The sequence below is a fragment of the Lewinella cohaerens DSM 23179 genome (assembly GCF_000379805.1).
Lineage (GTDB): Bacteria > Bacteroidota > Bacteroidia > Chitinophagales > Saprospiraceae > Lewinella > Lewinella cohaerens.
The window spans coordinates 243,019-258,995 of the sequence record NZ_KB903554.1; the positions used below are offsets into that span (position 1 = coordinate 243,019).

Below are 15,977 nucleotides of genomic sequence, written 5' to 3' on the forward strand. Positions count from 1 at the left end.
TTTATCCACCTTATTAATTATCTTTGATTTTTATCAATCACCATGCTTTGAACTTGCTCATATCCCTGTACAGAAAATGAATCCGTCTAATTATCTCCCCTCCGTATCAATAGATTGCGTTATTCTCGGATTCCATGACAATGAGCTTAGGGTACTGCTTTTGAAATTAAAAAACCAGGCTACCTGGGCTTTACCTGGAGGTTTTGTGGAGGCCGATCAAGACCTGGATTTAGCGGCTACTGTAGTTTTGAAAAACAGAACAGGTTTACAAGACATTTTCTTGAAACAATTCAAAGTCTTTGGTGCAGCCAACCGTACCCAGAAAGAAACGGTAGATAAGATGGTAAAGGACGGACTCTTGCCCGAGACCTCCCGAGCGTGGTTTGCGCAACGCTTTATTTCGGTTGGTTACTATGCCTTGGTAGAGTATTCTAAAGTAGTAACACCACAACCTGATTTCACCTCAGAAGTATGCGAATGGGTTCCCTTGAATAATCTTCCTCCGATGATTATTGACCATGCCGAGATCATCCAGCAAGCGCATATTACGCTAAAGAAAGAATTGAATTACCAGCCTATCGGCCTCAACCTTCTCCCTGACGAATTTACGATCCCGGAGCTGCAAGCCCTCTACGAAACCATCCTTATACGTAAACTCGACCGCCGCAACTTCCGACGTAAAATACTTACTTATGGCATCCTTGTAGACACAGGAAAGCGCCGTATGGGGGCCCAAAATAGGGCACCTATCATCTACAAATTTGATCAGGAGGAATACCAAAAAGTCTTGGCGCAGGAGTTGGAGAATGGGATATTTTAAGTTGACTATTATTTTTATAAGCGCACCATTAAACTTATGACGACGCCCCACCTATTTTCATTAGTACTAATGGCAATTACTTACATAGCTGCCGGAATCGCTCATTTCAGAATACCAAAATTCTTTTTGAGTATTATGCCTAAGTGGGTGCCAATGCCAGAGGTGGTGAACAAAATAGTAGGAGCCGGGGAAATCCTGTTAGGAATAGCCCTTCTATTTCCTCTTACCCGTTCTTACGCAGCTATCGGAATTATTCTACTGCTAATTGCTGTATTCCCGGCAAATGTTTACCATTTCCAAAAATCACTACAAAAGAACAAAATGGTTTGGCAAACTGCTCTACGGTTACCGATACAATTGCTTTTGATTTATTGGGCTTATAGCTTTGTATGAGCTATATCCAAAGGTTTTTGATCAGACCAACTGTAGCGGCATTTCTCTTAGTCGCTGCCCGGTCAATCTAAACACAGCATTAGCCACAGCAGCCCCTATCGGCCCCATAGGAGGTTCACCAACCGCACCAGGTTTATCATCATTTTGTAACAATACCACATCTATCTCTTTTGGTGCATTCCTCATCAATGCCATCTGATACGGGCCATAAATCGTAGGTGTAAGTGCTCCTTTCTTTACTTTCATCTGCTCATACATAGCTGCACTCATACCCATGATGATGGAACCTTCACACTGTGCTCGCACTTGATCAGGATTAACTGCAATCCCAGGGTCCATTGCACAGGTTACTTTATGAACTTTTATTTCGCCCTCTTCAATGGATACCTCTACTACGTGAGCACAAGGCGTATTTGCATCGGTAGAAGCTGCAAAGCCCATGGCTCGTCCATCGACTACCTCGTCTTTCCATGCGGCTTTTTCTGCCGCAGCTTTGATCACGGCTTTTAAACGCTGACCAGCTTTATCATCCTGAATTTGATCCAAACGAAATTGTACGGGATCTTTCCCTGCTTTGATGGCCAGTTCATCCATAAAGCTTTCGATGGCAAAAGTATTGGCCAAAAGCCCAAGGCTACGCCACCAACTGGTTGAAAAGGGGAGTTTCACTCGCCAGGATACCGCCCGAAAGTTGGGGATGGCACCGTATTGGATCATTCCTCCGCGCCAAGCACCAATGTCTGCGCCTACGATAGGGTCGAGGAATCCAGGCGTCAGTGCAGAACCAAACATTACATCACCACTGGACACATTGTGTTCGATAGTTTCTATCAATCCATCTTCTGATAATCGGGCCTTAAGCACGTGATGTGTAGGTGGCCGAAAAGTATCATTCTGGAATTCTTCTTTGCGATTCAAAAAACACTTTACGGGTTTCCCGACAGCCTTAGATAAAACTGCCGCCTGGATCGCATTTGGTGTGTGTAAACGCCGGCCAAAGCCACCGCCAAGAAACGTAGGAACAATATTTACTTGATCCTTGGAAAACCCAAGGCGATCAGCCACTTCGCTCCGCGTAATTTCAACAACCTGGGTGGAGATCATTACCGTCGCCTTATTTGCTTCCACATAGGCCACTGCGCCATTAGGTTCCAATTGTGCATGTGCACCAATCGGGCTTTTATATTCTGCCGTAATGAGCCCCTCTTCTGCTTCAAGTAGCCCTTTCGCATCTCCTTTTTTCTGTATTTCAACAGGGTCGCCTTGCCCTACCTGGATCATGGCTTCTATGTCTTCCGACTCCCAGTTGCGGTCTACTTCCCAGTCTACCGAGATAGCCTTCTTTGCATTTTCTGCTGCCATGCGGGAAGTTGCGACGACGCCGACAAAATCAGCTTCTTTGACAATTTTCACCACACCAGGCATGCCTTCAGCCTTGCTGGTATCAGCACCTTTATATTTTGCACCGATTAAAGAAGATCGCACTACTGCTCCATAAAGCATATCAGGCATGGTTGCATCCATTCCAAAAATGGGCGCGCCAAATACCTTGTCTGCTAGATCTACCCTGGCCACAGGCTGGCCAACAAATTTATAGTCTTTCAGGTCTTTGAGTGGTGGGGTCTTGGGAATTTCCCATTCTTGCACACCTGCGACAACCTCACCATAGGTTATCGCTTTGCCCCCACCCGTAATTACACCATTATTCAACTGTAAAGATGCAGGACTCGTATTGAGTGCTTTCGCAGCTTCATTTTTTAGCATTTCGCGCATGGTCGCTGCCAACTCGCGCATCGGCATCCACAGGCTAGATATAGAAGTACTCCCACCCGTACCGAAACCATCAATATTACCAGTGCTGGTTGCAGCGTGTACTACTTTAATTCGGTCAACATCCACTTCTAATTCATCCGCAGCTATTTGCGCTAAACCCGTAAAGGCCCCCTGGCCCATTTCTACTTTCGGAGAATGCAGAATGATTTGATTTTCTGCGGTAACCTCAAACCACAAAGGTGGTGTTTTGGTATCTCCCATATAAGGAGATTCCGCCGTATTGATCATGCCGGCAATACCACGCCGCCAGATGGAGCGTGTCAAATAGCCCGTTCCTAAAACTACACCAATTCCCACAGCTCCTCGTACCAAGAACTTCCGTCGCGAAAACCCTTTTTTATCTTTTTTCTCCTTGCTCATGGTTACGAATTTTGGGCGTTAGCAGTGTGAAGTTCAGCCGCACGGTGAATGGCCTTTCGCATCCGATAGTAGGTTGCACAGCGGCAAACATTGACGATATTGGCATCTATATCTTCATCTGTTGGGTTGGGGGTTTTATCGAGCATCGCAGCAGTAGCCATCATAAAACCAGGCTGGCAATAACCACATTGTGGTACGACTTCTTCCATCCAAGCTTGTTGCACAGGGTGAGGATTATCGGCATCTCCCAATCCTTCGATAGTCGTAATATTTTTCCCTTCTGCATATTTCACAGCATAAGAACAAGAACGTACTGCTTCTCCATCCACATGAAGTGTACATGCACCACAGGCCGCTTTTCCACAGCCAAACTTGGTGCCTTTTAGACCTATTACATCTCTCACGACCCACAACAAAGGCGTGTTTTCGTCAACATCTACCGATCGGAGTGTCCCGTTAATTTGAAAGGATATATCCATGATTATTAGGAGTTAGGTTATTCAGTAGGAATGTGAGCACCAGTTTCTGCCCATTTTTTGACGGCTGCAATATATTTCTCTTTGGGTACTGGTGGTTTTTCCCTGGGTGTTCCATCGGCATCTACGCCTGGTTCCCAAGCCCAGAGGACAAGCTCATGTTCGGTAAGGTGTTTTACCGTTTCCTCAAGAGAACGGCCGCCATTTATTGCAGGGTTCATGATTGACTTCGCTATTTCTATCCGATTGAGGCCCTCCCAGGCCATGCTGAGTGGAGCTAAACTCCACTCCGGTGCACCAGGGACGCCAGAGAATTCATTATTCTCCTCCTGGTGGCATGTTTCGCAACGTAGTGCAGCCACACCATGGTTATCTGGCCCTCGGCGTACCCCAAAATTATGCACATGACTATCTTCTCCCTGATGGGGACGGTCACCTGCCGGGTGGCAATTCACACAACGTTTGTGCGTAAGCACCTTCATCATGGTATTGAATGCCGCTAAGGATTCATTTTGCTCTTGCTGAGGTAATTCGTTTACCGAACTTCTAGACAGCTCTTCCCCTTCTTTTTCGCTGTAACCAAAACCAATACTTACGCTACCGATGAGTAGCATGATTGAAAGAATAGGTAATAAGGTCTTTTTCATAAATAGGATTTATAATGACAATCTATTTTTCCACGCCTTCGAAGGAAGTTCACAAAAGGTATTTTTTCAGCAAAAAATCTCGATATGCCATAGGTTCGTTCAAGGTTCCCTGCAACAAGCCAATAGAAGCACTGTCAATAAGCTGCATCAACATTTCTGTTTCTAACGGAGGGTTACTTTTGCCCAGACCTGTAAATACAGCTATCAATTTATCCCTGATTGGTTTCAGTTTCTTTTTGTGGTCGTAATTTATATTCCATTTCAATTGAAAAATCAGCCGCCAGAAATTATAAGCTTCTTGTGGCATATTGAAAGGTAACTCAATGTATTTACGCAATACTTCTTGAGGGTTTTCTTCCGCAACTATTGGTAAAGCAAGCACAGCAACACGTTCCTCTCCTTCTTTGAGCAAAGCCTCTAATAAGCCCTGCTTATTGCCAAAATGTTTGAAGAGTAGTCCTTCAGACACCCCAGCCTTCTTGGCGATGGCATTGGTAGAAGTAGCAGCAAAACCCTGTTTAGCAAAAAGCTCCAAGGCCGCTTCTAGAATACGTTCTTTTTTAGTAGTCAAGGCAAAAGTGATTAATTACTCACCAATAATAAGTAATGCTGAGAAAAAAACCAAATCCACCTACAATAAATATTAATAACAGGAGCTGGAATCTATCACGATGGGTAAAATGCCAGCTCCTTAAAACAAGTTAGTCTTTCAGAAAATCAAACTCCTTTTCATTAATGGAGACATTGTAATACTGCAACTCATAAAGCAACTTGGCCATAGCGGGTGAAAGCTCAACAATAAAGGGCAACCTTTCTGGAAATTCGGTTTTGTACTGGGGAAAGTCGGGGAAATCTCCTCTACTGCATTCATCAATTTCTCGTTGGATTTCTTCACTAAGCTTTTCTTCCCAGGCTGGAACAGCTTCGTTATAAAACCAAAGAATTTCAACTTCTTTTGCCTTAATTCCCCACCACTTATTAGGTATTGTTGTGGTATTGGTGCGAGCCATCACGGTTGTACCGTCCGCTATACATTTTTTAAACTGTCCAAAGATTTCATAAAAATCATCCTTCGAAAAAACGTGGTTTCGGGTATGGTTACCGTAGGTAAAATTCCCGAAAAGGGAATAAAAATCGTAATCTATCACTTGCGTATTGGAAACAGGTTCTCCTTCTTGGTGAGTAATATCGATTGGTGTGTCCGTATTCACAAATACCACCAGCCTGTCGACATCCCGTTGGAGTAAACTTAGCACCCCAAAGTTTTCCAGGCTACCACCATCGCCAAAACCGTACTCCCTGGCCAGTGTACCCTCTGCACCTGGTGACCAATACTCTTCACGAGGAATTATAGAACCCAAGGCTAATAAATCAGTGACGATTTCGTCCCTTTCACTTTGAGCGATTGTAACGGCAAAAGCAGCACTACTCGTACCCACCGCATCCGCTAAACGGAAACGGTGATGCTCTGACAACCTGACTTCTGCTAAAGAAAGTGCCTTGTCAATCACCTTAGGTGTATGAATAGNTGAAGATCCGCCCATCGCATACGGCTCAATAAACCCACCACCAACAGGGAACTTGTCTGTCAAATTCCCTGAGACGCCTAAAGCTTCATTGTATTGGGCTGAACCTACGCCTAGGGGCGAATAGTTCATCACACTCAATGGTGCTGGTGTTTTTATTGGAAAATCAACAGGAGGACTGATGATACAGGAATTCATCACCAAATAGGGCCTGGGAGCATCACCGGCTTGGTTGTGTACCAAGTGAAAATCGTTTTTTGATAATTTCAATCGGGGAGCACGGCTAATGATACTGTTTACCGAATTTTCATCGTAAGAAAAATAGCGTCTGGCCCGGTCGCCATACAATCCAAAAGGTTGGAGGTAAACAGCTCCAATGGCATCAATCCAGATATCATGGGGAGATTCTTCGAAGCCCAATGTAAGGTCATCGGTTGCTAAATTATGTAACAGCCTGCGAGATAAGTCCGTCGTTACCGGAGAAAACAACCATTGTTTAGGCACCGGTTCCTTGAGATAATCCATCGTAAGGTTCGCTGCTCCCAAAGGCGTACCCAATAAATGTTTGTCGTTTTGAGGGCCATCTTCTGTGGTTTCGTAATACGTAAAGATCGACGAGGCCCAGGAACCTCCCGACACCGAAGAAATGTAGCCGAAGTGTTGCCACATTTCAAGGTCATAGAGGGCTTTCATCTGTCCAGCAGCACAGGTCATGGCCCTGGTGCCGCCTCCAGAAAAACACACACCCGTCTTTTTTAAATCAAGAGATGCTTCCGGGAAATTCAATTGATCTCCATCACTCAAATAAAGGTAGGTTTCCGCTTTGCGGGTGCAAGAGAACGTTAAGGCTGCCACCAATAGACAGCAAGATACCGCTCTGAACAACTGTTGGTTGTACATAAGAATATGGGTTTGGGATACCAAACGGCCAGCTAAACATTGGGCTTAGCTAGGTTGGGTAATGGTGTAGAAATATATAGAGGGGAGACTAGTGGATCAACCGGGAAGGAAGATACAAAAAGGGCGCGATACTTAACTGGTTTTGCCTGCTGTAATCGTACAAATACGTAATCGCGCTGGTACGATTAGCGCCTCCAAAGCTGTTGCCATCAAAAAGAAAGAAATTCCTCTGGCATCATCCCATGATAATTATCAACAAACTTCAGGATGTTAGGGAAGTGCGCAAACTCTTCTTCATCATGGGTAGTCGTAACAATAATTGCCTTGGCTCCCGCACGGAAAGCTGCTTCCGCGCCGGTGACACTGTCTTCAAACACCAAGCAATCTTTGGCCTCTAAGCCAATAGACGCCGCTGCTTTATCAAAAATTTCGGGATCAGGCTTGCCTTTGCTTACACTACCTGCGTGGAAAATGCCCTGAAAATAGGGGGCTAAGCCTAAATTGTCTACCAAAAACTGGGCGTTTTCCTCTGGTGCGGCTGTCCCAATAGCCATTGGGATATTCGCTGATTTAGATTGATCAAGAAATGCTTGCAAACCATCAATCAATTTCAGTTGTGGCAAAAATATCTCTCGGTACGCGGCTTCTTTTTCTTTTGAAATACGTTGGCGGTCCGCTTGAGTGAAACGGTCACCAAAAAGGCGTTCCAAGATTTCGTTGTTTACCCCGTGGATTTTTTCTTTGACTTCTTCAATGGTCATTTCCATACCCAACTCTGACAACTTGCGCTGCCAAGCTCGGTGGTGAATCATCATATTGTCGACCATTGTGCCGTCCATATCGAAGAGGAAACCTTTCATTCTTTGTTAGTTTGATGGTTGGATTGTTAGTTGGTTTGATGGTCGCAAAATAATAGAAAAAACAAACACGGGCCTATCTTATGCGCTTAAAACTAAGCTGATTCTCCTTTCTTCGCCGTACCTTTTGGGCTTCAAATTTAGCAAATATGGACGCCCTGAAAATACCAGCTACCGCTCTCGCAGCACTTTCTGAGCAGCTTACCGGCCAACTTCATTTCGACCAACTGCAAAGAGTGCTTTACGCGACAGATGCTTCGGTTTACCGGGCCTTACCCCAAGCGATTGCCCTACCAGTTACGGTAGAAGACCTAGCACTTTTGATCCAATTTGCTAACATCCATAACACTTCCTTGATTCCGCGTGCAGCCGGTACTTCTTTGGCCGGGCAGTGTGTAGGAGAAGGCATTGTGGTAGACATTTCCAAGCACTTTACTAAAATCATAGAACTCAATGTAGAAGAACGCTGGGTACGCGTTCAGCCAGGGGTAGTACGTGATGAACTCAATGCCTTTTTGCAGCCCCACGGCTTGTTTTTCTCGCCCATAACATCTACTGCTAACCGCGCCATGATTGGAGGAATGGTGGGCAATAATTCATCAGGCACCACCTCCATCGAATACGGAACGACCAGGGACAAGGTGATCGAAATGGAGGTACTGCTTGCTGATGGGACAAAAGCTAGTTTCGGGGCACTCTCACCCGATGGGCTGGCCCAAAAGTGTGCGCTCCCTGGTCTTGAAGGTGAGCTCTACCGCCAAGTCACCAAGGCACTGAAAGACAAGGAACAACAAGCCGAAATCAGAGAACAATTCCCCAAGCCAAGTATTCATCGTAGGAACACTGGATATGCCCTCGATGCACTACTGGAAACCTCTGCTTTTACAAATAGTGATACCCCTTTCAACTTTTGCAAACTACTCTGTGGTTCGGAAGGAACCTTGGCTTTTACTACGGAAATCAAGCTACAACTTGATCCTTTGCCTTTGCCCGATCATGTGGTTGTCGCTGCTCATTTTTCGGAACTGGACCAAAGTATGCGTGCTACCCAAATTGCGATGCGCCACCAACCCAGCGCTTGTGAGTTGATGGACAAAATCATCCTCGATTGTACCAAAGAAAACATCGAATACCGTAAGCATCGTTTTTTTATTGAAGGAGACCCTGTAACGGTACTTATGGTAGAATTACGCGCTAGCAGTGCCGAAGCAGCACAGGCCGAAGCTAACCTACTCATTGAGGAATTTAAAGCACAGAGATTGGGCTATGCTTACCCTATCATTCCTGCTGCGCAAACCAAGGCAGTATGGTCATTACGCAGCGCAGGACTGGGATTGTTGGCCAATATACCCGGTGATGCCAAAGCCGTTGCTTGTATTGAAGATACAGCCGTAGACCTGGATGACTTGCCAGCATACATCCGCGAGTTTTCAGAACTCATGGAAGGCTTTGACCAACAGCCCGTTTACTATGCGCATGCAGGAGCGGGAGAATTACATCTCCGGCCCATCCTGGATTTGAAAAAGGAAGTGGATGTCAACAGGTTTTATGATATCAGTCTAGCAACCGCCAAGTTGGTCAAAAAATACCGTGGATCGCTAAGTGGCGAGCATGGCGATGGTAGGGTACGCGCCGCTTTTATTCCGCTGATGGTCGGAGAAAAAAACTACGCCCTCTTTCGGGAGATAAAACAAACCTGGGACCCCAAAGGCATCTTTAATCCAGGAAAAATTGTGGATGCGCCGCCCATGAATAGCTCTCTTCGCTATGCCCCTGAACAAAAGGATCGCTCCTACCCTACTGTTCTGGACTTCTCAGACGTAGGAGGTATCCTTCGCGCTGCTGAAAAATGTAATGGTTCTGGTGATTGCCGAAAGCTGCCGCTTTCAGGAGGGACCATGTGCCCTAGCTACCAAGCTACCCGAAACGAAAAAGATACGACCAGAGCCAGGGCCAATACCTTGCGCGAATTCCTGACAAAAAGCGAGCAAAAAAACGCCTTTGACCATCAGGAAATCAAGGAAGTGATGGACCTGTGCTTGTCTTGTAAAGGCTGCACCTCCGAATGTCCCTCGAATGTTGATATGGCTGGGCTAAAAGCGGAATTCCTGCATCAATATTATCAAAGCAATGGCATTCCACTACGTGCGCGGGCTTTTGCCTATATCAATACTTTTAACCGAATTGGAAGTCTGTGGCCAGGTTTATACAACCTTCTGCTGACTAGTCCGCTTACCGCTGGGTTGAGTAAAAAAGTATTGCAAGTTGCTCCTCAACGGACTTTGCCAGGCATTCACTCCCAATCTTTACGCACCTGGTTTAAAAAGACGTTTCAACCACAAGCAAAGAACTACCACCAAAAGGTCTACTTCTTTTGTGATGAATTCACCAACTACAATGATACGCCCATAGGCCAAAAGGCTATTCTCTTACTGGACCAGCTGGGCTACGAGGTGCTGTTGGTCGATCATCCTGAGAGCGGGCGGGCGGCTATCTCCAAGGGCTTGCTGCCCCGCGCGAAGGGCTTGGCCGAGGCCAATGTGCGCTTGTTTAGCGACCTTATTAGCGAAGATACCCCGCTATTGGGCTTGGAGCCATCGGCCATTCTCAGTTTCCGGGATGAGTACCCACGAATGGTTGGAGAACCGTTGCGCAAAAGCGCAAAATTACTGGCTCCTCATTGCCTATTGATTGATGAGTTTCTGGCCAGTGAAATCCGAGCGGGGCACATCACTTCTGAGGCTTTTGTGCGCGAGGAGAAACATATTCTTTTACATGGTCATTGTCACCAAAAATCACTCAGCAAAGTGGAAGATTCCGTTTGGTTACTTTCCTTACCGGAAAACTACAATGTGGAAGTTATTCCTTCCGGTTGCTGTGGTATGGCCGGAAGCTTTGGCTACGAGGCCGAGCATTACGAGGTGAGTCAGCAGGTGGGGGAGCTGGTGCTTTTTCCTGCTGTGCGAAAAGCTTCTATCGCCACGATCATTGCGGCCACAGGAACCAGTTGCCGCCACCAGATTGCAGATGGTACCCAGCGACAAGCAATGCATCCGGTGGAGGTATTGTATGAGGGGCTGTTATGATTTCAATAGGGCGTTATGCAAAAAAGAATCTAAAAGGAGCTATTAATGCGAAATGCGGAGCATGTAGCTCGGCGGATCCCGATCCATCAGGAGAGCAGGCCCAAGGGATGGGCAGTCGCTCTGCTCCATAGGGTCGGGTTTAAAACCCGACCCTATGGAGCAGAGCGGCAGACAGTAGGTACGAAGGCATGGCCCCAAAACAATACTGCCCATTGGATTAAACATGAAGTACTACCGCTTGACCACTCGCAATTGCTGCAGCTGATTTCCCCATTGAAGCTCCAATACATACCAACCCGAAGGCAAAAATGTAGTGTTGATCAAGGCAGAGGAGCTTTGCAAGTTTTTCCAAGCCAGCACCTCTTGCCCCGCAAGGTTTAGTAATCGGCAACTGGCATTGCTGGCTTCATTAGGAAGCTGAACCGTAAATTGGTTGCTGTGTGGATTAGGGAAGACCTGCACATTTGTTGTCAAGGCACCCTCTGTGCCTGTAAGCGCTGGTTCAACTTCCCATATCCTGGAGCAATTGGTCGCATCAGTGACGGTCAGAGAATAGGTCGTACCTGGTATAAGGTTAAAAACCTCGGGGTTGCTGACGCCATTGCTCCACAGGTATTGGTAAGGAGGAGTGCCGCCCTGCACTTGCGTAAAAGCACTCAGTAGATTGTCCGTCTGCAGATCGAAATAGAAACTAGCGCTGAGCGGTTGCGGCTCATTGATAATAACTGAACGTGCCTGCCCACAACCGGAGGCAGAAAGAACATAGGTATACTCTCCACCTGCAAGGTTATCGACAGCCATTCCATCTGCGCCATTGCTCCACGACAAGGCAAATGGTGGCTGGCCGCCATTGACCTGCAAGCTTACGGCACCATCTTGCGCACCGAAACAACTTACATCAGCTATTGAAGCCGAAATGCTCAAAGGTGGAACGTAATTGATTGTAAAATCTTTGATCGCTTCACAGCCGTCGCTATCGGTGAGGGTAAGTGAATGCATCCCTGCTGACATCCCCAACAAGTAGGGGCTAGCCGTGCCTGTGGACCATTCATAATCAAAAGGCGCCGTGCCATTAATGGGCTGTGTCGCTACCAATACCTGGCCATCGCCACAGCCATAACCGATCTGTAAGTTAGCTAACATGTCAGGGCCATCCGGCAATGTGACGACAGTATCCAACAGACAGTTGTTTTCATCTGAAATGGTAACAGGATAATTACCGGCAGTCGCATTTACCTGAGAGGCCCCGTTGCCTCCTGCAGCCCATTCGTATTGATATTCGCCCACTCCGCCTTCAATTTCGAGTAGGATACTCCCATTGGCAGCGCCGCTGCAAGAGGGAAGTACGGTATTGGTCTGTAAGGCCAATGATGGTGGACCTTCAATTCCCACAACCCCTTTTTGGCTACAGCCTTGTTCGTCTTCTAAAAAAAAGAGGTAATCGCCAGTACAGAGTTCAGAGCGATTCGGGCTCGTGATCGGGCTATCGGCCCAGCTGACCGTCAATTCACCAGTGCCTCCGCCCACTTCCATAAAAATTTGACCATCACAAACTGTCGCACAAGTGAGGTATTCTACTGAAATATCGGTCACCAAAATCGGCGGGGGTGCTATAATGCTCGCCATTTCCGTCACCATTACACCAGCGGCATCTGTTATTTTAAGGACATAATTATTGGCCTCTAGTCCACCTGTGACGGGTCCGAAAGGGCCTTCTTCCAACTGTGACCCTGCTGCAAAAACGAAAGGATTAGAAACCCGCGACCATTCATAACTGTAAGGAGCCTCTCCGCCTGAAACGGTCCAATTTAACTCACCATTGGTTTCACCATAACAATTCAAAAGGAAATCCTCTGTCTGAACAGCAAGGGGCATATCCTGGGCATTGACGATATTCCCAGACAGCATGGCCCAAATGATGCCAATGATGGTAAAAAACGGTATAGTGTTCATGGTCGCTTTCGTTCTTCGACAAAAATAAGGCTTCGCGTCAAATAATTGAGTAAAGACTGATAATTCCCATTTTAGTTGGTGACAAAAATCACCATCACAGGAGATGTTGCGGCTTATTTTTGAAACAAAGAGAAGGTTCAATTTATTTTTGTGCTATCCTCTACTCAATCCTTGTTTATGAAAATCTTGTGCCCTACCGATTTCTCTAATGTTGCGAATTATGCTTTTGATGCCGCTTGCCTATTGGCCAAAGCATTGAAGGCTGAGCTACACTTGTTTCACAACAGTGGTACTACAGCATTTATTCCCAACGAGTTTGATCATGAAACCTACGCCCCTTATCAACATGCCATTTCCTCTGCCGCAGAGGAGCAGCTAGAGACCTTGAAAAAAAATGGCCGCGCCCGCAAAGTAGCTATCGAAACACACCTCAGTTATGGAGACTTTCTGGAAAATATTCAAAATTTAATGGCACAAACCAAGTTTGACTTTGTGGTGATGGGCTCACATGGTGCATCAGGAAAACGGGAATGGCTGATAGGCTCCAATGCCCAAAAGGTCATCCGAAAAATTCATACCAATGTTTTGATCATCAAAGAGCCATTGCCTGAACTGCGTTTGGAAAAAGCGGTCTTTGCTACAGGCTTACTCCCAGAAGACCAAGTAGCATTTCGTCATTTTTTAGACCTCACGTCTATACTCAATATCAAAGAGGTTCATTTATTGAGTATTCACACTTCCGGTATCTTCAATCCGCCGCAGATTGTCATGCAGGAAGCACTCCAGGATTTTGCGGACATCGCCGAAGGTTATGCCTGCCATACGCACTACTATGATGACATTTCGGTGGAAGCAGGTATACGTCACTTTACCCAAGAGCAGCGTATGGACCTTATCGCTATTGCCAACCACCCACGGGGGCCACTGAAACGCATTTTCAGAGGCAACACCGTAGAGATGGTTGTTAATCACGCAGACGTACCCGTTTTGAGTATTGATTTTCCCTAGGAGGAGTACATCTAGGCTAGCTTATTCGTTAATAAGTCCAATGGTGAATTGCTTGACGCGATCTACCTTGTTCAAGTAATCATCAATACCCTGTGTAACATAATGGTCTGGTAAAATTCCGGTTTCATCAGGAAGCGAGGTCGCTGTCGTTACATGCGTGTTGTTGGCTACATAGTATTGCAATTTTGTATTTGAAAGCCTACAGACCGTTTGTCCGGCAGAACAAAATTGATTAGAGCCCAATTCTTCGCCTACGATAACCCCCAGGTTCAAGACCTTGACCATAGACATGAAGTGGCCAGTGGTAGAATTTCCGTTTCCATCGATCAAAAAGTAGCATTGCCCCTTAAAAGCATTTTCAAAGGGAGCCTTCGGTTTTTGTGTCTCACTTAGCTCTTTTTTTCCTTCATATCCAGCAATAGAAGAATAGGTAAAAGGTTGATCGACTAGATATCTGAGCAAATAGATACTAGACTCTTGCGAACCTCCTCCATTAAATCGAACATCGACAATGAGGTTTTCTACTCCTTTTTCCTCGATTTCGATGAAACTATTGTCCATATATTCTTCAAATACGTTGAGGTTGTTCCAAGGGTAAAAATTGAACGACGAAACCGTCAGGATAGCTGTTTTATTGTCCTCCAAAAACTCCAAACATAAAGGTTCCCCACAAGATGCGATAGATGGATCGCGGTATAGGTTTTGGTAGCTTTCTGCTTTATTCAAGACGATAGGAGCTACTTTTCCATTCACGCCGACTTCGTAGGTTTCAGGAAAACCAAGTGCGAAAGGAATCATCCCTGTGGCCCAGGTATTAAACGCATGTTTTTTTGTTGTTTCCACGTACCCCTGAGACGAGATATGTTTATAAATATCACTGATGATTTCGGCGACGGGCAATCCGTTTATACTCAATATTTCATCTTTAACAGCTACATTTTCTTCATTATTTAGAGGATCAATAACAAACAGTTGATCATTGACCCATCGTACTTGAATCGGAAACCTCAGCGAGAGGGGTAGCATTTCATTTTCCTGATTAAAACGCCCCATGGAGGTATGTGAGCAATTGAGGTTGGCAATTATTTCAGTGCAATGCCAGTTGAATTCGGCATAGGTTGTTTGATCTGTAACCAGTGATTTTTTCTCTTCAACAACCTTCCAGAAGTCTTCTTTCGTAATAAACTTCAGTGCGTTTGGATGTACTTCAAGTAGTTTGTTCCCCAGTTGATCCAAATCTTCTCGGTACTTCTTAGCGGTAAAAACCTTGGCAAATTTGTCTGTAGGTTTTTCGAGTGCTTTTTCCGGGTGCTTCATCAGCTCGATCTGATCCTCCGCATTGAAGTTATCAGGGTTGAGCTCCAATGATTTTTCATAATTGGCAATGGCTTGTTCCGTATTTCCTAATACCATATACGCCTCGCCCAAGCTGTCATAAGGATTTGAAGAATCGGGAAATTGCGATACGATTAGTTTAAAAATGGCAAGTGCTTCTTCGTTTTCTCCACTCCAAAGCAAGGAGTAGCCATACATCGTCATTTCATCCTCGTTTTCGAAATTATAAGCATCGGGGCTTTCTTTTCTCAAGCGGAGATAGAGCGCGACTCTTTCTTCCACAGGCAGGTCACCATTTTCCCGAAGCACCTTTGAGATAGACAACTTGGCTGCTTCATTAATGATTTCATTTGAATCATCCCCTTTTTCGCCAACCAAAGCTGGCGATTTCTCCATACGGCAAGCGGTGAAACCAAGTATTAGGGGAGCAAAAAAAGCAAGGAGTATTTTTAACTTCAGCATTGTAAATATTTATAGTCTGGATGAAAGAGATCAAGTACTTTACAAGCATGAAGCTATAGAAAATACGACTACAGGATGCCCCATTGAATCCGTTTAACAGCTATATAACAACTACATTTTACAGCATATCTCCGGCCTAGTAGACCACCCCGTAAATTCTGTTACACCCAAGTCTTGCTTTTTTGCACGTGTGCTTCGTCCCTGAAATCCTCATGTAGCTATGGCTACACTCCGGTTTTAGCTCCTCGCCCAAGCACGAAAAATCGGCGACTTAGCATAACGAAACTTACAGGGTGATCCACTAGCGATGTGCAGTAGTGG

At 45.7% G+C, this 15,977-nt stretch carries 11 protein-coding genes; 4 read left to right on the forward strand and 7 right to left on the reverse strand.

Annotated elements, in window-relative coordinates; all coding sequences use genetic code 11:
• Positions 1-76: 76 nt before the first annotated feature.
• Both A3EU_RS0118925 and A3EU_RS35395 read left to right on the forward strand, forming a co-directional pair.
• Positions 77-820: an NUDIX hydrolase gene (locus tag A3EU_RS0118925; RefSeq protein ID WP_044086190.1), complete on the forward strand. Its 744-nt coding sequence runs from the start codon at positions 77-79 to the stop codon at positions 818-820.
• A gap of 36 nt (positions 821-856) precedes the next feature.
• Complete coding sequence (locus tag A3EU_RS35395; protein ID WP_026211471.1) at positions 857-1,213, forward strand: DoxX family protein; 357 nt, start codon at positions 857-859, stop codon at positions 1,211-1,213.
• A 21-nt stretch (positions 1,214-1,234) separates the two neighbouring features.
• Here the strand turns inward: A3EU_RS35395 and A3EU_RS0118935 are convergent, their stop codons facing one another.
• From A3EU_RS0118935 to A3EU_RS0118960, 5 genes are all read right to left on the reverse strand, one after another.
• Positions 1,235-3,406 (reverse strand): xanthine dehydrogenase family protein molybdopterin-binding subunit, encoded by a 2,172-nt coding sequence (locus A3EU_RS0118935; protein WP_020537771.1) that lies wholly within the window; start codon positions 3,404-3,406, stop codon positions 1,235-1,237.
• Positions 3,407-3,408: 2 nt separating this feature from the next.
• The gene (locus tag A3EU_RS0118940) at positions 3,409-3,885 is read right to left on the reverse strand and encodes a (2Fe-2S)-binding protein (RefSeq protein ID WP_020537772.1); all 477 of its coding nucleotides are present in this window, start codon (positions 3,883-3,885) and stop codon (positions 3,409-3,411) included.
• A 17-nt stretch (positions 3,886-3,902) separates the two neighbouring features.
• Positions 3,903-4,529 carry a hypothetical protein gene (locus A3EU_RS0118945; RefSeq protein WP_020537773.1) on the reverse strand — a complete coding sequence of 209 codons (627 nt, stop codon included), beginning with the start codon at positions 4,527-4,529 and terminating at the stop codon, positions 3,903-3,905.
• 49 nt (positions 4,530-4,578) lie between these two features.
• Positions 4,579-5,100 (reverse strand): TetR/AcrR family transcriptional regulator, encoded by a 522-nt coding sequence (locus A3EU_RS33070; protein ID WP_020537774.1) that lies wholly within the window; start codon positions 5,098-5,100, stop codon positions 4,579-4,581.
• A gap of 2,064 nt (positions 5,101-7,164) precedes the next feature.
• The gene (locus A3EU_RS0118960; RefSeq protein ID WP_020537776.1) at positions 7,165-7,815 is read right to left on the reverse strand and encodes an HAD family hydrolase; all 651 of its coding nucleotides are present in this window, start codon (positions 7,813-7,815) and stop codon (positions 7,165-7,167) included.
• Positions 7,816-7,961: 146 nt separating this feature from the next.
• Here A3EU_RS0118960 and A3EU_RS0118965 point away from each other — a divergent pair, with 146 nt between their 5' ends.
• Positions 7,962-10,898, forward strand: coding sequence for an FAD-binding and (Fe-S)-binding domain-containing protein (locus A3EU_RS0118965; RefSeq protein WP_020537777.1), 2,937 nt, complete (start codon positions 7,962-7,964; stop codon positions 10,896-10,898).
• 231 nt (positions 10,899-11,129) lie between these two features.
• On the opposite strand, the gene A3EU_RS0118970 is transcribed toward A3EU_RS0118965, so the two are convergent.
• Positions 11,130-12,851, reverse strand: a complete 1,722-nt coding sequence (locus tag A3EU_RS0118970; RefSeq protein ID WP_020537778.1) for a T9SS type A sorting domain-containing protein — start codon at positions 12,849-12,851, stop codon at positions 11,130-11,132.
• Positions 12,852-13,028: 177 nt separating this feature from the next.
• On the opposite strand from A3EU_RS0118970, the gene A3EU_RS0118975 reads away from it, so the two are divergent.
• A complete protein-coding gene (locus A3EU_RS0118975) occupies positions 13,029-13,859 on the forward strand; it encodes a universal stress protein (protein WP_020537779.1) in 831 nt (276 codons plus the stop codon).
• Between the two features lie 21 nt (positions 13,860-13,880).
• On the opposite strand, the gene A3EU_RS0118980 is transcribed toward A3EU_RS0118975, so the two are convergent.
• Positions 13,881-15,656, reverse strand: coding sequence for a S41 family peptidase (locus tag A3EU_RS0118980; protein ID WP_020537780.1), 1,776 nt, complete (start codon positions 15,654-15,656; stop codon positions 13,881-13,883).
• Between the last annotated feature and the right edge of the window lie 321 nt (positions 15,657-15,977).